Source organism: Rhizorhabdus sp. P4_G6 (genome assembly GCF_056401045.1).
The window spans coordinates 332,936-350,210 of record NZ_JBFUKC010000002.1 but is presented as its reverse complement, the minus strand read 5'-3'; the positions used below and the strand labels follow the sequence as shown (position 1 = coordinate 350,210).

Annotated in this window: 19 protein-coding genes and 1 tRNA gene; 10 read left to right on the top strand and 10 right to left on the bottom strand. The window is 63.1% G+C overall.

All coding sequences use genetic code 11. The features are described from left to right. Positions 1 to 5: 5 nt before the first annotated feature. A tRNA-Thr gene (locus tag AC1DPF_RS03920) sits at positions 6 to 81 on the top strand. Positions 82 to 230: 149 nt separating this feature from the next. Here AC1DPF_RS03920 and AC1DPF_RS03915 read toward each other — a convergent pair. The 3 genes from AC1DPF_RS03915 to AC1DPF_RS03905 all read right to left on the bottom strand — a co-directional run bounded on the left by AC1DPF_RS03915 (position 231) and on the right by AC1DPF_RS03905 (position 3,923). Then, on the bottom strand, positions 231 to 2,351 hold the full coding sequence (locus AC1DPF_RS03915; protein ID WP_477959791.1) for a molybdopterin-containing oxidoreductase family protein: 2,121 nt from the start codon (positions 2,349 to 2,351) through the stop codon (positions 231 to 233). A 268-nt stretch (positions 2,352 to 2,619) separates the two neighbouring features. Further along, positions 2,620 to 3,471, bottom strand: a complete 852-nt coding sequence (locus AC1DPF_RS03910; protein WP_477959789.1) for a sigma-70 family RNA polymerase sigma factor — start codon at positions 3,469 to 3,471, stop codon at positions 2,620 to 2,622. Next, positions 3,471 to 3,923 carry a carboxymuconolactone decarboxylase family protein gene (locus AC1DPF_RS03905; protein WP_477959787.1) on the bottom strand — a complete coding sequence of 151 codons (453 nt, stop codon included), beginning with the start codon at positions 3,921 to 3,923 and terminating at the stop codon, positions 3,471 to 3,473. Before AC1DPF_RS03905 ends, AC1DPF_RS03910 begins: the two co-directional genes overlap by 1 nt. A gap of 213 nt (positions 3,924 to 4,136) precedes the next feature. Here AC1DPF_RS03905 and AC1DPF_RS03900 point away from each other — a divergent pair, with 213 nt between their 5' ends. Beyond that, on the top strand, positions 4,137 to 4,619 hold the full coding sequence (locus AC1DPF_RS03900; RefSeq protein ID WP_477870189.1) for an Hsp20 family protein: 483 nt from the start codon (positions 4,137 to 4,139) through the stop codon (positions 4,617 to 4,619). 71 nt (positions 4,620 to 4,690) lie between these two features. Next, positions 4,691 to 5,206 carry an Hsp20/alpha crystallin family protein gene (locus AC1DPF_RS03895; RefSeq protein ID WP_477959785.1) on the top strand — a complete coding sequence of 172 codons (516 nt, stop codon included), beginning with the start codon at positions 4,691 to 4,693 and terminating at the stop codon, positions 5,204 to 5,206. A gap of 42 nt (positions 5,207 to 5,248) precedes the next feature. Here AC1DPF_RS03895 and AC1DPF_RS03890 read toward each other — a convergent pair whose 3' ends face one another. Further along, positions 5,249 to 6,706 (bottom strand): cobyric acid synthase, encoded by a 1,458-nt coding sequence (locus tag AC1DPF_RS03890; RefSeq protein WP_477959783.1) that lies wholly within the window; start codon positions 6,704 to 6,706, stop codon positions 5,249 to 5,251. A 329-nt stretch (positions 6,707 to 7,035) separates the two neighbouring features. Here AC1DPF_RS03890 and AC1DPF_RS03885 point away from each other — a divergent pair, with 329 nt between their 5' ends. Both AC1DPF_RS03885 and AC1DPF_RS03880 read left to right on the top strand, forming a co-directional pair. Further along, positions 7,036 to 7,422: a response regulator gene (locus AC1DPF_RS03885; protein ID WP_477870183.1), complete on the top strand. Its 387-nt coding sequence runs from the start codon at positions 7,036 to 7,038 to the stop codon at positions 7,420 to 7,422. 179 nt (positions 7,423 to 7,601) lie between these two features. Beyond that, positions 7,602 to 8,999, top strand: coding sequence for a sensor domain-containing diguanylate cyclase (locus AC1DPF_RS03880; RefSeq protein ID WP_477959781.1), 1,398 nt, complete (start codon positions 7,602 to 7,604; stop codon positions 8,997 to 8,999). 57 nt (positions 9,000 to 9,056) lie between these two features. Here the strand turns inward: AC1DPF_RS03880 and AC1DPF_RS03875 are convergent, their stop codons facing one another. The 4 genes from AC1DPF_RS03875 to AC1DPF_RS03860 form a co-directional block, all read right to left on the bottom strand. Then, the gene (locus AC1DPF_RS03875) at positions 9,057 to 9,995 is read right to left on the bottom strand and encodes an ROK family protein (protein WP_477870179.1); all 939 of its coding nucleotides are present in this window, start codon (positions 9,993 to 9,995) and stop codon (positions 9,057 to 9,059) included. 108 nt (positions 9,996 to 10,103) lie between these two features. Beyond that, positions 10,104 to 11,408 (bottom strand): serine hydrolase domain-containing protein, encoded by a 1,305-nt coding sequence (locus tag AC1DPF_RS03870; RefSeq protein WP_477870177.1) that lies wholly within the window; start codon positions 11,406 to 11,408, stop codon positions 10,104 to 10,106. A 126-nt stretch (positions 11,409 to 11,534) separates the two neighbouring features. Continuing rightward, positions 11,535 to 12,185, bottom strand: coding sequence for a 3-oxoacid CoA-transferase subunit B (locus AC1DPF_RS03865; RefSeq protein ID WP_477959839.1), 651 nt, complete (start codon positions 12,183 to 12,185; stop codon positions 11,535 to 11,537). Then, positions 12,185 to 12,892: a CoA transferase subunit A gene (locus tag AC1DPF_RS03860; protein ID WP_477959779.1), complete on the bottom strand. Its 708-nt coding sequence runs from the start codon at positions 12,890 to 12,892 to the stop codon at positions 12,185 to 12,187. The genes AC1DPF_RS03865 and AC1DPF_RS03860 overlap by 1 nt, the downstream gene beginning before the upstream one ends. Before the next feature lie 62 nt (positions 12,893 to 12,954). On the opposite strand from AC1DPF_RS03860, the gene AC1DPF_RS03855 reads away from it, so the two are divergent. Then, on the top strand, positions 12,955 to 13,446 hold the full coding sequence (locus tag AC1DPF_RS03855) for an antibiotic biosynthesis monooxygenase family protein (RefSeq protein ID WP_477959777.1): 492 nt from the start codon (positions 12,955 to 12,957) through the stop codon (positions 13,444 to 13,446). Between the two features lie 33 nt (positions 13,447 to 13,479). Here the strand turns inward: AC1DPF_RS03855 and AC1DPF_RS03850 are convergent, their stop codons facing one another. Beyond that, on the bottom strand, positions 13,480 to 14,148 hold the full coding sequence (locus tag AC1DPF_RS03850; protein ID WP_477959775.1) for an exopolysaccharide biosynthesis protein: 669 nt from the start codon (positions 14,146 to 14,148) through the stop codon (positions 13,480 to 13,482). A 97-nt stretch (positions 14,149 to 14,245) separates the two neighbouring features. Between AC1DPF_RS03850 and AC1DPF_RS03845 the strand changes: the two genes are divergently transcribed. Continuing rightward, a complete protein-coding gene (locus AC1DPF_RS03845; RefSeq protein ID WP_477959773.1) occupies positions 14,246 to 14,824 on the top strand; it encodes a hypothetical protein in 579 nt (192 codons plus the stop codon). Continuing rightward, the gene (locus AC1DPF_RS03840) at positions 14,799 to 15,176 is read left to right on the top strand and encodes a PRC-barrel domain-containing protein (RefSeq protein WP_477870167.1); all 378 of its coding nucleotides are present in this window, start codon (positions 14,799 to 14,801) and stop codon (positions 15,174 to 15,176) included. The genes AC1DPF_RS03845 and AC1DPF_RS03840 overlap by 26 nt, the downstream gene beginning before the upstream one ends. A 53-nt stretch (positions 15,177 to 15,229) precedes the next feature. On the opposite strand, the gene thiS is transcribed toward AC1DPF_RS03840, so the two are convergent. Next, entirely contained in the window at positions 15,230 to 16,234 is a 1,005-nt protein-coding gene (gene thiS / locus AC1DPF_RS03835) for a sulfur carrier protein ThiS (RefSeq protein ID WP_477870165.1), read from the bottom strand. Positions 16,235 to 16,317: 83 nt separating this feature from the next. On the opposite strand from thiS, the gene aroQ reads away from it, so the two are divergent. After that, positions 16,318 to 16,758 carry a type II 3-dehydroquinate dehydratase gene (gene aroQ, locus AC1DPF_RS03830; protein ID WP_477870163.1) on the top strand — a complete coding sequence of 147 codons (441 nt, stop codon included), beginning with the start codon at positions 16,318 to 16,320 and terminating at the stop codon, positions 16,756 to 16,758. 40 nt (positions 16,759 to 16,798) lie between these two features. Further along, positions 16,799 to 17,269 (top strand): acetyl-CoA carboxylase biotin carboxyl carrier protein, encoded by a 471-nt coding sequence (gene accB / locus AC1DPF_RS03825; protein ID WP_477870161.1) that lies wholly within the window; start codon positions 16,799 to 16,801, stop codon positions 17,267 to 17,269. Positions 17,270 to 17,275 lie beyond the last annotated feature (6 nt).

Here is a 17,275-nt window from a genome sequence, read left to right as displayed (position 1 = left end):
CGTGTGCCGGCTTAGCTCAGTTGGTAGAGCACCTGATTTGTAATCAGGGGGCCGCGGGTTCGAATCCTGCAGCCGGCACCAGCACCACCCTTGTACATACCGGAGACATGGGTGACAGGTTGTACCTAAGACATGGGCAACAAGCTCGAGCCGAACGGGTTGCCGGGTGTTGCAAGGTGCGCTGCTCCAGATCGATGTAGCCGACACCCTCGCGCATCGACCGCCATGGATCAGTGTGCGGGCACTTCTTCGGCCCCCTTCCCCCTGACGTTGACGCCAAAGCCGGTCATCACGGGCATGGCATTGATGGGATCGCGCCCGAGGAGACGGTGGGTCAGCCGGTTCACGTTGACACCGATGCCGCCGCCCCAGCCATGGGTCATCGCCACGACCCCGCGGCGCATCGTCGGATCGGCTGCAATCGGCGTCTCCAGCACGCCATGCGCCGATCGGATCTCCGCGACATCGCCGTCAGCGATCCCCAACTCCGCCAGGTCGGCGGGGTGCATCCAGGCAGGATTGCGAGGCACCCGCTTCCGGATCGAAGCGAGGGCATGGTATTGCGTATTCTGAACCTCGCGCATCCTGCGCACCGAAAAACGGAACCTCCAGAGTGTGTCATCGCCACCGCCTTCAGCGGCCAGCTCGCCCATTTCCTGCAACACATCGACGGGTGCCACGGCAAAGCGCGCATCCGACGAGCCAGGCTGGACCTGCATCGGCGCCACGTCGAACACCCTGCCACCCTCGGCTGCCCTGATAGTCTCGAATGGCACAGCGCTCCCCTCGAGCATCATGGCGATCAATGACTCGCTGTCCGGTCGCGCGCCATAGTCGAGCACATGTCCAGCGACGCTCAGTTCGAGCTGCAGGCGCCGGCCAAGCTCCCAGAACACCAACCAGTCATCGACGAGTTCAGCACCAGATGGCGGAGCGATCACAGGCTGCACATATTGAGCATAAGGCTCCTGCAGGATGAACGCTTCATAATCCCCGCCCGAGATGTCATGGCGTTCCAGCATCATTGGCGGCGGCAGGATATAATGGGCCAGCCGTCCCGTCTCCGTCAGGAAGGGGTCGATCGACACCAGCAACTCCAGCTGCGCGAAGGCGGCGGCGGCGTCACTGCCCGGAATGGCATTCACCGGGTTCCCCCCGTCGACGATCAGCGCAGCGATACGATCCTCACCCCGCGCTTGGATCATATCGGGCAGGGTCGCGGTCATTCGCTGGCCGAAGATCATGCCGAAGCCATGGCCATCGCGCCATCCACTCTCCCAGCTGCGCTGCGGCGGGATAACCTGCTCGAGCCGTAGCGTCCTGGGGCCGACCACTCCTGGATTTGGCACGGCGTCGCCGGCTCGCGGATAGCGCCCGCAGACGATGTTGAGGCATTCGAGAAGATGCTCCGCCAGGTTCGAATGCGGCCCCATGTTCGGGCCGGTCCCCGAGGCGGCGGTCCCCCGCTTGGCGCGGTCGGGCAACGGCTCGGCAAACATCGCCGCGGCGGCTTCGATCTCCGCCGCGGTCACGCCGGTCCGCGCTGCCACAGCCGCGGGCGTGAAGGGCTCCAGGGCCAGGCGCAACATGTCTATGCCATCGACAAAGCGCGCGCAGAACGCCTTGTCCTGCCAGCCGCAGGCCAGCACGACATGCAGCAGGCCCGCCATCAGCGTGGCATCCTCACCGGGCAAGGGGCGCAGGTGCAGATCGGCGAACCGTGCCGTTTCCGTCTCGCGGGGATCGATGACGATCAACTTCAATCCGCGCGCGCGCGCCTCCTTGAGCCCTTTCATCGGGTTCTGGAGCGTGAAGTTGAAGGTCGAGAGCGAAATCAGCGGGTTGGTGCCCACAGCCATGAGGACATCGGACTCGCGCACGGGCGTGCGTCCTCCGGCCCAGGCCCCCAACCGCTCGACGTTGATCCACTTGGCGGACTGGTCGATCGTCATCGTCGAAAAGAAAGAGCGCGAGCCCAGCGCGCGCAGGAATTCCGGCAGCAAGGCATTGGCCAGGAAGTTGGTGTAGTTCATCGTGCCGCGAAACCCCGCCACGGCATGCGGTCCGAGCCGCTCGATAATCGCACGCATCCGCTCAGCGATCTCGTCGAGCGCCTGTTCGAGCGGGATACGCTGAAACGTGCCGTCTTCCATCCGCTTCAGCGGGTGAAGGATGCGATCGGGGCTGGCATGCGCCTCGTCCAGCGTCAGCCCCTTGATGCACGCATAGCCGCGCGTCACGGGATTGGCGTGATCGCCACGAATCGAGACCAGGCGGCCGGCATCGTCGAGCGACAGGCGCAAACCGCATTGTCCGGCGCACATCCTGCAGGAGCTGATCACCTCGCGCATCGGCATCTCCCTTTCACGCGGCCAGCGCACCGCCGACCCAGCAGCCAGCCCGCTCTTTTTCCATGAGGGTTCCTCACCCTCTCCAGCGCGCATTGCCTGCAACTAAGGCATCGACGACTTGCTTGTACCTCTGGCTCGAACGGTGGCAGCCCGCGATGCCGCCGCAGTCGGCGGCTGGCAAGGGCGGCGCAATCCCATCACAATCATGGAATATTCAGTCCCGTGAGGCAGCTCATCCAGCGAGCGCGCGGGTCATGACGCCCGCCCGCTAGTTCAGCCGCTTTTCCAGATGGCGGAGCTTGTCCGGGTTACGCATGACATAGATCGCCTTGATGCTGCCGCGCTCGATCAGGAGCGCGGTGGTCTGAAGCATTCCGTCCGCCTCGCGCGTGAGGAAGCCGGGAAGGCCGTTGACATAGGCATAGCGGATCAGCTCCCCTGTCCGTCCCATCGCCAGCCGCGCAATCGCGGCGAAGGTTCGCCTCACTTCGCTCGCGCCACGCATGACGCGCGCGGCCGCGGGCCTCTTGCCGCCCCCGTCGGAATAGAGACTGACATCCTCGGCCAGCATCTCGCTCAACCGCCCGATCTCACCCCCGCGTGATGCGGCAAAGAAGGCCTGCGCGATCTCCAGCCCGTGCGCGCGCTCGACCGGGAAGCGCGGTTTCTCGGCCTGGACATGCTCACGGGCGCGGCTGGCAAGCTGCCGGCAGGCCGCGGAATCGCGCCCAATGCTCTCGGCGATGTCATCGAAGCTCTCGCCGAAGACGTCGTGAAGCAGGAAAGCTGCACGTTCGAGCGGGGAGAGCCGCTCCAGTGCCAGCATCAGGGGAAGTGTGACATCTTCGACCGCTTCGGGCTCGATCACCGGATCCGGCAGCCAAGGGCCGATATATTCCTCGCGCAGCACCCGCGCCGACCTGAGCTGGTCCACGCATAATCTGGTGACGATTCGCCGCAGGAACGCCTCCGGGACGCGTACCCTGTCCCGATCGACCGTGCCCCAGCGCAGCCAGGCGTCCTGCACGACGTCCTCGGCATCTGCCATCGATCCGAGCATCCGATAGGCGACGCGCAGCAGCCGGGGCCTCAGCGCGTCGAAGGCCGCGGCATCGCTCATTATTTCCAGCCCAGCTCAGGCGCAAACAGGCCGAAGCCCACCGCCAGCCGGTTCCAGCCGTTGATGACGTTGATCATCATGGTCAGCTGCACCTGCTCCTCCTTGCTGAACTGGCTGTCCAATGCTTCATAGACATGAAGCGGCGCGCGCTTGTCGGCAACCAGCGTCAAATGCTCGGTCCAGGCCAGCGCGGCGCGCTCACGATCGCTATAGAACGGAGCGTCGTGCCATGCGGCGAGAACCGCGATGCGCTGCTCGGTCTCGCCGGCCTGGCGCGCTTCATAGCTGTGCATGTTGAGGCAGTTGGCGCAGCCGTTGATCTGCGACGCCCGGATCTTCACCAGTTCGAGCAGCGGTTTCTCGAGGCCGCTCGCGGCGACCTGATTGGAAAAGTTAAACCACGCCTTCAGCAATTCAGGCGCCGCTGCATAGGGATTGGTACGGCCAGTCATGTTCGAAGTCCTCTTGCCAGCTGTTTCACGAACCTGACGAGGCAGCGGGCGGAGATGTGACATGCAGATGAAAAAAACTCTTGAACGAGCCCAATCGCATCCTAAATTTTGCTCCGCCGGACGCTGCGAACCGGGTCCGGTTGGGACATATGAGAGCGTCGGCTCTCTCCGGCGCTTCTCATGCCCAAATTGCTCAATGTGGAGGATTTGGAAATGAGAACCACTTTCGACTTTGCGCCCTTCAGGCGTTCGACGGTCGGCTTCGATCGTCTGTTCGATCTGCTCGAAACCGGCATGCGCAGCGACGGTGCCGACGGCTATCCGCCGTTCGACATCGAGCGGCAGGGTGAGGACAGCTACCGCATCACGCTCGCGGTTGCCGGCTTCCGCCCCGACGACATCGAGATCGTGGCGCAGCAGAACCAGCTCACAGTCACAGCCCGGCAAGCCGAGGACAAGGCTGACGGCCAGTATCTGCACCGCGGCATCGCCACGCGCCCCTTCGAGCGGCGATTTGAACTTGCGGACTTCGTGGAGGTTCGCGCGGCCAGCTTCGACAATGGCCTGTTGAGGATCGACCTTCAGCGGGTTGTCCCTGACGCGATGAAACCTCGCAAGATCGAGATCGGCGGCAGCAATGCTTCCGCCAATGACCGCCTCGAAGCGCCCAAGGACGAGGGCCGCCACGCCGCCTGATCGAACCACCGGCCCGCCGTCCGCTGGGCGGCGGGCCCCATCATTCTCTAGCCACTAGAGGAGACGACATCATGGCAATTCGTGATCTGATCCCCTGGAGCCGGCAGGAGAACCGGCTCTCCGCACCCTTTGGTGCCGAGCGCGACCGTGGCGATTATCCGCTGCTGTCTCTCCACCGCGAGGTGAACCGGCTGTTCGACGATGTCTTCCGCGGGTTCGGCCTGCCCTCCCTCGGAGGCGCCGAACGCAGCATGGCATGGCCAAACCTCGAATTCGGCGAAACCGACAAGGATATCTGCATCACCGCCGAACTGCCGGGCCTTGAGGAGAAGGATGTCGACATCACGCTTGAAGAGGGCGCGCTCACCTTGCGCGGCGAGAAGAAGTCGGAGGTCGAAGACAAGGCCCGTGGCTATACCGAGCGCAGCTACGGGCGGTTCGAGCGGCGGATCGGCCTCCCCCGCGGGATCGAGCGGGAACAGGCGAGTGCGACCTTCAAAAATGGCGTGCTCACCATCACCCTTCCGAAATCCGAGGCGGCGAACGAAAATCTCCGCCGCATCCCGATCAATTCGCACGCCGCATGACAGGCTGGCCCGGGATTTCGATCCCGGGCCACGCCGCACTCATCATGCCGCCCGGCTTGCAAGAGCGATGAGCCCATCGATGTCGACATGCTCCTCCAGCTTCGCTGCAATCTCGTCGAGCGCCCGATCGACCGAGGCGCGATAATCGCGCCCTCCACCGTCTATCCCGAGGTGGGAAAGAAGCGCCCGGCGCTGGTGGGGATCGGATAACAGGCCGTGCACATAGCTGCCCAGCACGGCGCCATCCGCACTGATCGCCCCATCGCTGCGGCCGTTGTCGAAGGTGGCAAGCGGCCGGGCGGTGCCCGGGCCGCTCGTCTCGCCCATATGCATCTCATATCCGTCGAAGCGAGCGCCCAGTGCCTCGCCCTTGACCGCCCGGAGCGCCTTGACCGGCGTGAGGACGGTCTCAACGTCGAGCAAGCCAAGCCCAGCGACCTCCGCGGGCGCCCCTTCAAGGCCATCCGGATCGTGGATCCGCCGGCCCAGCATCTGATAGCCACCGCACAGGCCGAGAATCATGCCGCCACGACGATGGTGCGCCATTATGTCGATATCCCAACCCTCGACGCGCATCGCGGTCATGTCGGCAAGCGTCGCCTTCGAACCGGCCAAGATGACCAGCGCTGTGTCCGCGGGTATCGGGCGGCCAGGCGGTATCATGCGAAGTTCGACATCCGGCTCGAGCTTGAGCGGATCGAGATCGTCGAAGTTAGAGATGCGCGGCAGGATCGGACAGGCGATCAGCTTCCGCCCCTCGCCGCCAGCCATCGGCTTCTCCAGGATGACGGCATCCTCGCTGGGCAGGCGCGCGGTCGCTGTCAGCCAGGGCACCACGCCGAAGCCCCGCCAGCCGGATATCGCTTCGATCTGGCGATATCCGTCCTCGAACAACGTCGGATCGCCGCGGAATTTGTTGATGATGAAGCCGCGGATCATCGCCACGTCGGCGGGCTCCATGACCGCCCTGGTGCCGGCGATGGCGGCGATGACCCCGCCCCTGTCGATGTCGCCGACGAGCAGCACGGGCACATCGGCCGCGCGGGCGAAACCCATATTGGCGATGTCGCCCGCGCGCAGGTTGATCTCGGCCGGCGAGCCTGCCCCCTCGACGACGACGATATCGCACTGCGCCTGCAGCCGCCGATAGCTGGCCATCACCTCGCCGAGCAGCGCGCCGCGCGCCTCGCGGAAATTGCTGCTGCCGAGCGTGCCGCTGACCTTGCCATTGACGATGAGTTGCGAGGTCCGGTCGGCCTGCGGCTTGAGCAGGACCGGGTTCATGTCGCTGTGCGGTTCGACCCGCGCGGCGATCGCCTGGAGCGCCTGCGCCCGGCCGATCTCGCCGCCATCGACGGTGACGGCTGCGTTGTTTGACATGTTTTGCGGCTTGAATGGACGCACCCGCAGGCCGCGATTGGCAAGCGCGCGGCAAATGCCGGCGACGAGCACCGACTTGCCGACATCGGAGCCGGTTCCCTGCAGCATCACAGCAGCCATGCGACTCCTCCTGCGATGAGCCGGAGGCACAGGCAAGCCCGCACATCAACGAGAAGATCTTTGGCATCGCATTCTGTCGCAAAGCTTCTGCCAGGCTCTCGATAGCGGCGCGAGCGACGCCGGCCTCATCGAGGCTCCTGGTGCCGCGGCGACAATCATGCTTGCGGTCTGGCGCGCTGCTCGGCTTGCTCGGGAAGTCCTCGCAGGAAATCACAACAATTCTGCCGGTCCCGACCTCTAACCAATTCGGCGAGCCACTCTAGCAATCCATCATTTTCGGTTTATGAGAGCCAAGTCGCACGATCGAGCGATGTGTTCGGGAATTAGCTTTGGCGGGTGAATCATCAGGAGTGCCGGCAAAACCCGCGCTAATACTCGTGGTCGAAGATGAAGAGCCCATCCGCTTCATGGTCACGGAAGGTCTGACATCCGCCGGCTATTCGATATTGGAAGCCGCAAATGCCATCGAGGCAATCAAAGTTTTGGACGAACATCCCATAGATCTGGTTTTCACCGACGTCAGGATGCCAGGCACTATGGACGGAGCCCATCTCGCGTTCCTAATCGAAACGAGATGGCCTGCCGTTAAGATTATCGTCGGATCTGGAAACTTCGATCCCAAGGCACGGCGCCTCCCGCGGGGATCGAGCTTTCTCTCCAAGCCTTATCGACTGAGCGCGCTGACCGACCTGATCGAGCAGTGTTTAGAGGCGTGACCCGGATCCGGCGCACGAAGCATCGATGAAGAGGCGAGTTGAAGCTGGCGTCTTTTCAGACTGCATTTCTCCTACATTTCGCGGCGGCTTGAGCGAAAACGAGACTAATCGCGTCGAGCGGCATTTCTCATTCATGAACCCTCTCCTATCATGCCTTCATGTCGGGGGAGGTCGGAGCGTTGGGTTATAAGCTAACCGTTGAGGAAGTTTCCCGTGAAATGCTTGCGATTCAAGAACATGTGCTCAGCTCAGGTCTGGACATCGACCGGCTGATGAGAGGTGTTGCGGAAGGCACGTTGCGCATTATCCCCGGAGCCGATGGGGTTCACATCGAACTGCGGGATGCAAATGAGCGCGTATGCCGCGCGGCAGGTGGTATCGCTGCCCGGCATCTGGGCACCAGGAGGAGAATTAGCGGCAGCCTTTTCGAACAATGCGTGATTTCTCGCCAAGCGCATCTCTGCACCGATGTCGAGAATGATCCGTCCGTTAATCTGACCGCCTGTCGCGAGGGTGGCATCAAGGCAATTATTCTGGCACCGATCATGCTGCAAGGAGCGGTGTCGGGCGTCTTCAAGGCCTTTTCCAAGCAGCCGGGCGCGCTCGGTGAGGCCGATCTTCTCATCGCACAGTTGCTGGCCGGGGTCATTTCATCCGGGCTGACACGTTTGGCGCGCGACGAGGCTTATCGTGCCCGCGATCTGATGTCTCAACGCTTTCAAGCTACGTTCGACCAGGCTGCGGTGGGAATCGCGCACGTCGCGATGAACGGCGACTTCCTGCTGGTGAACGAGCGATTTTGCACGATTGCCGGACATGATAGAGAAACCCTGCTTCACCAAGGCTTCCAGCAGATTACCCATCCCGCAGACCTCGATGTTGATGTCGAAAATTCGCGGCGCCTGGTGGCGGGGGAAATCCCCTATTATGCCATGGAGAAGCGCTATATTCGCGCCGACATGGCTCTTGTCTGGGTCAATCTCACGGTATCGCTCGTTCGGCAACAAGACGGGACGCCGGACTTTTTTGTCGCAGTTGTCGAAGATATTTCCGATCGGAAATCCGCCCTGCACCGTGCTTACCACGACGTTCTTACCGGCTTGCCCAACCGGCTTTGGCTTGCTGACAATTTCAATCGGGAAATTCTCAACGGATCGGCCCTGCCGACTGTCCTGGCTTATATCGATCTCGACGGGTTCAAGGCGGTAAACGACCAACTTGGCCATGCCGAAGGCGACCGATGCCTGATCGCAACGGCCGCCTGGCTCCAGTTTTTTCTGCGAGATGGCGACACAGTATGCCGGATGGCGGGTGACGAGTTCGTGATATTGATGCCACGAACCGATCGCGCGGAGGCCGTCCGATTGATTCACGATCTTCGGAGCGGCATCGAAAAGCTCAGCAGGCAACAACGGTGGGGCATTGGAGTCAGCGTTGGCGCGGTTGTCATCGATCCCGCAGATACTACCGAGCTCGACGTCATACTGAGTGCTGCTGATCGAATGATGTACGAATCCAAGCGCGGTTCATGTGGATCGCCTGTGATTCACGATCTGGGTACTATTCTGGCCAACTGAAAGGCATCGTTGCTTTCTGCCGTTCCTCCCGGCGGTACGCATGCGTTGAACAAGGGTTCAGCGCGCCTGCCCGGCGGCTCGCCGGGCCAGTAGCAGCGCCCCGATCAGGCCCGCTTCCTGGCCCAGCGCGGATCCTTGAATGATCTCGGCGACGTCGGCATTCTCTGCGAAATAGCCGGCGTTGAACCGCGCCGCCTGGGCTCTGACCCGCGGCAGAAGCCCGGGCGTGTTCATAACGCCGCCGCCAAGGACGATCCATTTCGGTGAAAGCATGCCGATCACCGCAACCGCGAGATGGGCAAGATACCAGGCGACAATCCCATGTGCCGGGTGGTCCGCTGCCAGGCCCGAAAGCTTTTGCCCCCACCGCGCCAGGATTGCCGGACCACTGGCCAGGCCTTCCGTGCAGGCGCCATGATGGGGACAGACGCCGGGAAAATCCTGGTCGAGCGGATGACGGGGTGGGATGATGTGCCCCATTTCCGGGTGGCGAAAACCATGCAAGGGCAGCCCGTTGATGACGGCGCCCCCTCCGATGCCGGTCCCGACGGTGATGTAGACGAGCGTGGAGTGATCGCCCTTTTCCATCTCGGCGGCTTCGGCCATGGCCGCGGCGTTGACGTCGGTGTCCAGTCCGACTGGAATGGCGAATATCGCTCGAAGGATGGCCGCCGGCGACACGCCGCTCCATCCCTTTTTCGGTGTCCTCTGAAGCGCGCCCCAATCCGGTGCGCCGGGATCCAGTTGCAGCGGACCGAAGCTGGCAATGCCGATTGCGGCCATCGGCCCGTGGCGCGCCTGTGCCGCCTTGAAGAAGGCTATCGTGGCATCCATGGTTGGGTCAGGGGCCCCGGTGGCTATCCGGATCCGGTCGAGCCAGGGCTGGCCGGGCCTGCCCACCGCGCACAGGAACTTGGTACCCCCCGCCTCCACGCAGCCGTACAGCAGCTTCCCGTCCTTCTCCTGGATCCCTGGGCGCTGCTCGTCAAAGGGCACGGGCGGTTCCTGTCCTTAAAGCCTTGATCGACACGCCTGCTTTCACCGCGCGCCCCGATGGTGAATGCCGGCCATCAAGGGCCGGAGGCAAGCGATGATACAGGAGCCCTACTTCTCGAGCTCGAGCCAGTCCTTGGTGGGCTGGTGATAGAGCATGTCGAACACTTCGAGCTGCATCCCGGTCGGTTCGACCGCGTTCGAGTTCCACAGCATGCCCACGCCGGCCTTGAGAACCGGATCGAACAGGATCAGCGAACGATATCCGTCGACCGCGCCGCGGTGGCCGATCACCTCGCGGCCGGCATAATGCCAGATCCTCCAGCCTAGCCCGTAGGACGCATCCTTGAGCACCTGATCGAGTTCGCGCTGGCGGTGAATGGAGAAGGTGCGAATCCGCGGTGAATGCAGCTGGCGCAGGACCTTCGGCGACAGCACGCGCGGCGCCTCGCCCATCTGGGCGCGCATCCAGATGCCCAGGTCGATGATCGAGGAGTTCACCCCCCCCGCTGCCGGCGTCCGGTAATAGGCGTCCGCCACCTTCAGTTCGCGCCGGCCCTCGTGGGGGCGAGCCCAGCTTGGCGACGACTCCAGGCCCTCGCGGGTCGTGGTCGCCGACTGCATGCCCAGCGGGCCGAATATCTCTTCCTGAACCAGCTGGGAATAGCTCTTGCGGCCGGCATGCTCGGCTGCTTCGCTCGCAGCATCATAGGCGATATTCTGATAGCTGTAGCATTTGCCCGGCGGGCACAGCAGCGGGATCTGATTCAGCCTGCTGCGGATCTCCTTCGGATCCTTGCCGTCCTCCAGATCACGATCATAGGCGTTCTTCCAGATGCCCAGGCTCTGCGACAGCAGGTTGTCGATGGTCGCGACATTCTGCGCATTCTTTGGCAGCTTTAGCGATGGCGCCCAGCGCGACACCGGATCGTTCAGCGACAATTTCTTCTCTGCCGCCATCTTGGCGAGCAGGGTCGCCGCCACCCCCTTCGAAACCGAGGCCCAGCGGAATACGGTATGCGCATCGACAGGCTTGCCCTCGGCTCCGTCGGTGGTGACGCCATAGCCCTTTGCGAAACTGATCTCGCCATTTTCGATGGTGACGATCGCGACACCCACCACCGAGCGTTCGGCGGCAAGCTGGCGCATCCGCTGATCGAGTCGGCGGTAGTCGATCCGCGTGGGTCCGTTCTTGCTGATGCCAATGCGGCTGAGATCGATCGACAGCCGCGCGAGGGGCGGCTTCGCGCTTTCCTGCGTCCTGCGCAGATAGATCCCGCCCGCCGCGAGAAAGGCGATCAGGAGCGCGATGAGGACCGCGCCGGCCACCACCAGGCCGCGCTCGATCTGAACAACAGCCGGCACATCGTCTTCTGGCGGAGCCGGCTGATCGACCTTGATATCTTTATCGGACATGAGCGCGAGGATGGACCCAGCAGGCAGGAGGGACAGCAGGCATAGCAGGTCGGGAGACGAACGCCCGCCCGGCCGACTGCCGCTCAACCCACGACATGCACCATCCGACGCGGCATCGAAAGGCCGTCAGCTGAGATATTTGGCAGTGGTTTTCGAGGCGACCTCCTCCGCGGTCACGCCAGGCGCCAGCTCGATCAGCCTGAACGGCGACTGGTGGTCGGACCGCTGGAATACGGCGAGGTCGGTTACGATCATATCGACCACATTCTTGCCGGTGAGCGGCAGCGTACAGGCCGGAATAAACTTCGGGTCGCCGTTCTTGGAGCTATGCTCCATCACCACGATGATCCTCTTGACGCCGGCGACGAGGTCCATCGCGCCGCCCATGCCTTTCACCATCTTGCCCGGGATCATCCAGTTGGCGATGTCGCCGCCTTCGGAGACCTCCATCGCGCCGAGCACCGTCAGGTCGATATGGCCGCCGCGGATCATCGCAAAGCTGTCGGAGCTGGAGAAGAAGCTCGACGAGGGCAATTGGCTGATCGTCTGCTTGCCGGCATTGATCAGGTCGGCGTCGACCTCCTCCTCATAGGGAAAGGGCCCGATGCCGAGCATTCCGTTCTCGGACTGCAAGGTCACCGTCATTCCGGCCGGGATATTGTTCGCCACCAGCGTCGGGATGCCGATGCCGAGGTTGACGTAATAACCGTCCTGAAGCTCGCGCGCGGCACGCGCTGCCATCTGGTTGCGGTCCCAGCCCCTTACTGCCGTGGCCATCATGCCGTCTCCCTCTGCCRCACGGTGCGGAACTCGATCTTCTTGTCATATGGCGCGCCGAGAACGAGCCGTTTCACATAGATGCTCGGTAGATGGACATGGTCGGGATCGATGCTGCCGACAGGCACGATTTCCTCCACCTCGGCGACGCAGATCTTGCCCGCGGTCGCCGCCGGCTGGTTGAAGTTGCGCGCGGTCTTGCGGAACATCAGGTTGCCGCTTTCATCCGCTTTCCAACCCTTGATGATCGACAGATCGGCACGGATGCCGCGTTCGAGCACATAGGTGTCGCCGTCGAACTCCTTGATTTCCTTGCCTTCGGCAACAAGCGTGCCCACCCCTGTCTTGGTATAGAAGCCGGGAATACCCGCGCCGCCAGCGCGCATCCGTTCGGCCAGCGTACCTTGCGGGCAGAACTCGACCTCCAGTTCACCCGCCAGAAATTGCCGCTCGAACTCCTTGTTCTCGCCGACATAGGACGCGATCATTTTCCGGATCTGGCGGGTGCGCAGCAGCTTGCCCAGACCTTCGCCATCGATACCGGCATTGTTCCCTGCCACGGTCAGATCCTTCACGCCCGACGCGACGATCGCATCGATCAATCGTTCGGGAATGCCGCATAGACCGAACCCCCCTGCGCAGATCGTCATCCCGTCGAACAACAATCCTTCCAGCGCAGCTTCGGCAGATGCATAAATCTTGGTCATGAACGTCTCCGGATCATCGCCGCTGGTCTGCCCCGGCGGAAAAGCACGGTCAACGGGGCGATATGGAATATCGCCTGTTTCAGCCAGGCCGTGGCGCATCGCAACAAAGATTCTGCTCTGCGCGTCAACATTTCAGCGGAACTGCGCCACAAACACGCAGTCAGGCGTTGACCGCGGCAGGCTGTTTGATCATCACAAAGGTGCAGGAGGCGACGATGATCAAGGAACTGGCGGAAATCGACATCAAGCCCGGCCATGAAGACGCTTTCGAGGCCGCCGCAGCTCACGCCAGGGACCTGTTCCTCGCATCCAAGGGCTGCCTTGCCTTCCGGCTCTATCGATCGATGGAGCAACCCAGCCGCTACAGGATGTTCGTCGAGTGGGAGACTATCGAGGATCACATGATCGAATTCCGGAACTCCGATGCGTTCACCGCCTGGCGACGGCTATGCGGTCCTTACTTCCTCCAGCCGCCCCGGGTGGAGCATTTGATCGCTATCGTCGAGGGGCGGAACGAGAACGATGAAATAGTCGAGGCGATGGTCCTGGGTTAGAGTCTCAGCGCCCTTTTCGAATAGATCATCTTCCTAGCCCAGCACCTTCCCCACGAACCAGCCCCAAGCCTCCACGGCGGCGTAACCCAATCCTCCCACGATCGCGCCGCTCGCAATCGTCGCCACGACACCCGCCAGCACGGCAATCCCGTCGCGAGCCAGCAACCCGAGCGCGAACAGGGAGATCGCCGCGGCAGGTACCGCATTGCCGAGCGGAACCGGCAATCCCAGCAGCACCGCAAGCGCGAGGCAGAGCAGGCCGAGCAGCCGGCGGCCCGCCAGCCCGGTGAGCGCGTCGAGCCGGCGGCTCAGCAATATTTCCATTCGTCGCGTCATTGGGCTGAGCCGCTCGACCAGCTTGGCGAATCTTTCGGTCGTTATCTCACGGCTGCGGATCCAGGCTGGCAGCCAGGGTCTGCGGACGCCGAGGACGAGTTGCGCAGACAGGATCGCCAGCGGCACCGACAAGGCGATATCGCAACCCGGCGGCAAGGGCAGCATGTTCGGCGCGGCCAGCAGGAAGATCAGGCCGGCAAAACATTTCTCGCCAAGGGTCGAGCTGAGGTCGTCGAGCGAAATACGCTCCCCGGCACAACCCGATGCCAGCACGTCGAGAGTGTCGGTCAGTCGCGTAACGGAGCCCGGTGAGACGGAGCAGGCCTTCGCCTCCTCGGCGCGGGTGGCATCGGGAATAGTGGACACCCATGCTCAACCACGCACGGCTTCGCGATGTTCCGGCGTCGTTGCTCGCGCACCGCCTATGAGGTACAATTTCATCTGTATCTCAAGCGGGAATCCCGTGGCCAGTTTCGCTGATCTTCCGCATACCGAGCCCGCCCGAGCCGACCGCTTCTTCCTGCCTGGCGCAATCGCCATGGCGATCGTCATCGTGGCTGGATTCTCGGTTCAGCTGGCGATGGGACGATCCGGCTTTTCCTCGCCACTACTGGTCCATGCTCACGCGGTGGTCTTCATGGGCTGGGTCGCCCTCTACCTGCTGCAGAACATCTTCGCGACGACCGGCAGCATGACGCTCCACCGTCGGCTCGGCTGGATCGGCGCTGTCTGGATCGCTCCGATGGTAATGCTGGGATGCATGGTGACGGTGGCGATGGTTCGGCGCGGCCATGTGCCGTTCTTCTTCCAACCGGCGCATTTCCTGATCTTCGACCCTCTCGCCGTCTTCACCTTCGCCGGCCTGGCAGCTTCGGCCATCCTGCTGCGGCGACAGACCGAGTGGCACCGCCGCCCTGACAGGCACTTCTGCAGCGCCAAGAGTCTAATATCCCTGGAAATTGCTCCTACAGGAGAGTATTTTCCAGATGACGGGGGACTCGGAAAAGGAGGCTTTCATGCTTGTCGAAGCCAATCTCGATGAGCTCACCGACCGATCTCATCAACTCATCTCGTCCGCCCGGGTCGAGGGTACCCCGATCTACAACAAGCAGGGCGAGAAGCTGGGCACCGTACATTCGGTGATGATCCACAAGACCACCGGCCAGATCGCCTACGCCCTGCTTGCCTTCGGCGGATTTTTCGGCCTCGGCTCTCATGTCCACCCGATTCCATGGCAGATGCTCACCTACGACCCCGCGCGCCACGGCTATGTGGTCGATGTCACGCGCGAGATGCTGGAAGACGCGCCCAGCCTGGAACTGGACAAGAGCGACCGGCCGACCGAGAGCGAACGGCCGATGTACGACTATTGGAAGTTCGACGCCTATTGGTGAGCTGGATCAACCCTGACGGTGCAGACTGGCGCCTGGAGCAGGCGGGAGCTGCCTTAGATCAGCCCCGCCAGCGGGCTCGACGGGTCGGCGTACATGCGCCGACCCATCCGCCCGGCGCGATAGGCCAGCCGCCCCGACTCCACCCCCAGCTTCATCGCCGTCGCCATCATCACCGGATTCTTCGCCTCGGCGATCGCGGTGTTCATCAGCACGCCCGCGCAGCCGAGTTCCATCGCCGCCGCCGCTTCGGACGCGGTGCCGACGCCGGCGTCCACCAGCACCGGCAGCTTGGTGCCCTCAACGATCAGGCGGATCGTCACCTTGTTCTGGATGCCGAGCCCGGATCCGATTGGCGCACCCAGCGGCATGATCGCCACCGCGCCCGCATCCTCCAGCCGCTTCGCTGCGATCGGATCGTCGACGCAATAGACCATCGGCTTGAAGCCTTCCTTCGCCAGGATCTCGGTTGCACGCAGCGTCTCGACCATGTCCGGATAGAGCGTCTTGGCCTCGCCCAGCACCTCGAGCTTGACGAGATCCCATCCTCCCGCCTCGCGCGCCAGCCGCAATGTGCGGATTGCGTCCTCGCCGGTGAAGCAGCCGGCCGTGTTGGGCAGGTAGGTGATCTTCTTCGGGTCGATGAAGTCGGTCAGCATCGGCGCCTTGGGGTCGGCGATGTTGACGCGGCGCACGGCGACCGTGACGATCTCGGCGCCCGACGCCTCTACCGCGGCGGCGTTCTGCGCGAAATCCTTGTACTTGCCGGTACCCACGATCAGCCGCGAGCGGAAAGTCCGGCCCGCCACCGTCCAGCTGTCGTCGTCCACCGTCACGCCATGATCTCCGCCGCCAACAAAATGAACGATCTCGAGATCGTCGCCATCCTCGACCTGCACTTGCCCCAGCGTCGAGCGCGGCACAACCTCGAGGTTGCGCTCGACCGCGACCTTGGCCGGTTCAAGCCCCAGTTCGTTCGCCAGTTCGGCGATGGTCATGCCGGCGAGGATGCGGCGATGCTCGCCATTGATGCGGACCGAAATGGTGCCGTCGGGATTCATGTCGCCTCCAATGCGCTTTCGCTTTGCGTCTGCGCGCCATATAGGGGTGCGCGTCGCACCATCGCAACGGAAAGGCTTGCCGCGTGGCGGATCGCCCGGTCATCTTCGTCCTCAACGGGCCCAATCTCAACATGCTGGGTACGCGCGAGCCTGAAATCTACGGATCGGATACGCTCGACGACATCGCCGGGATGCTCGAGGATCGCGCGCTCGAACTCGGCCTGTCGATCGACATGCGCCAGTCGAACCATGAAGGACATCTGGTCGACTGGATACAGGAAGCCAATGCCAGCGGCGCGAAGGCGGTGCTGATCAACCCGGGCGCCTATACCCATACGTCGATCGCACTGCACGACGCGATCAAGGGCGTTTCCGTTCCGGTTATTGAGGTGCATCTGTCGAACCCGCATGCCCGCGAGGCATTTCGCCATGTCAGCTATGTCGGCCAGGCGGCGAAAGGCTCGATCATGGGGTTCGGCGTGCAATCCTACATGCTTGCGCTGGACGCCGCCGCCCGCATCTGACAATGGCGTCCGCCACGGATCAACTACCGAAGAGCAACTGATGGCCGATCAATCTCAGGGGAAAGCAATGCAGGTCGACCCGGAACTGGTGCGCCAGCTCGCGGTGCTCCTGGACGACACCAACCTGACCGAGATCGAGATCCAGGACGGGGAGCGGCGGATCAGGGTCGCTCGCAACATAACAGTGAGCGCAGCACCGACCTATGCGGCGCCGGCCGCGGCGCCAGTCGCAGCACCGGCCGCAGCGCCTGCTCCAGAGGCCGCTGCCGCGGATCATCCCGGTACTGTGAAGTCGCCGATGGTCGGCACGGTCTATCTGGCCGCCGAACCCGGCGCCAAGCAGTTCGCCTCTGTGGGCGACAAGGTGAGCGCGGGCCAGACCCTCGTCATCGTCGAGGCGATGAAGGTGATGAACTCGATTGCCGCGCCGCGCGCCGGCACGGTCAAGGCGGTGCTGGTCGAGAACGGCCAGCCCGTGGAGTACGACCAGCCTCTTATCGTCGTCGAGTAAACGACG

What these genes read in the sequence shown, in the direction of transcription:
- AC1DPF_RS03915 (WP_477959791.1), bottom strand. Translation starts at nt 2,351, where the DNA reads ATGCGCGAGGTGATCAGCTCCTGCAGGATGTGCGCCGGACAATGCGGT.
- AC1DPF_RS03910 (WP_477959789.1), bottom strand. Translation starts at nt 3,471, where the DNA reads ATGAGCGATGCCGCGGCCTTCGACGCGCTGAGGCCCCGGCTGCTGCGC.
- AC1DPF_RS03905 (WP_477959787.1), bottom strand. Translation starts at nt 3,923, where the DNA reads ATGACTGGCCGTACCAATCCCTATGCAGCGGCGCCTGAATTGCTGAAG.
- AC1DPF_RS03900 (WP_477870189.1), top strand. Translation starts at nt 4,137, where the DNA reads ATGAGAACCACTTTCGACTTTGCGCCCTTCAGGCGTTCGACGGTCGGC.
- AC1DPF_RS03895 (WP_477959785.1), top strand. Translation starts at nt 4,691, where the DNA reads ATGGCAATTCGTGATCTGATCCCCTGGAGCCGGCAGGAGAACCGGCTC.
- AC1DPF_RS03890 (WP_477959783.1), bottom strand. Translation starts at nt 6,706, where the DNA reads ATGGCTGCTGTGATGCTGCAGGGAACCGGCTCCGATGTCGGCAAGTCG.
- AC1DPF_RS03870 (WP_477870177.1), bottom strand. Translation starts at nt 11,408, where the DNA reads ATGTCCGATAAAGATATCAAGGTCGATCAGCCGGCTCCGCCAGAAGAC.
- AC1DPF_RS03865 (WP_477959839.1), bottom strand. Translation starts at nt 12,185, where the DNA reads ATGGCCACGGCAGTAAGGGGCTGGGACCGCAACCAGATGGCAGCGCGT.
- AC1DPF_RS03855 (WP_477959777.1), top strand. Translation starts at nt 12,955, where the DNA reads ATGGAATATCGCCTGTTTCAGCCAGGCCGTGGCGCATCGCAACAAAGA.
- AC1DPF_RS03840 (WP_477870167.1), top strand. Translation starts at nt 14,799, where the DNA reads ATGCTTGTCGAAGCCAATCTCGATGAGCTCACCGACCGATCTCATCAA.
- thiS (WP_477870165.1), bottom strand. Translation starts at nt 16,234, where the DNA reads ATGAATCCCGACGGCACCATTTCGGTCCGCATCAATGGCGAGCATCGC.
- accB (WP_477870161.1), top strand. Translation starts at nt 16,799, where the DNA reads ATGGCCGATCAATCTCAGGGGAAAGCAATGCAGGTCGACCCGGAACTG.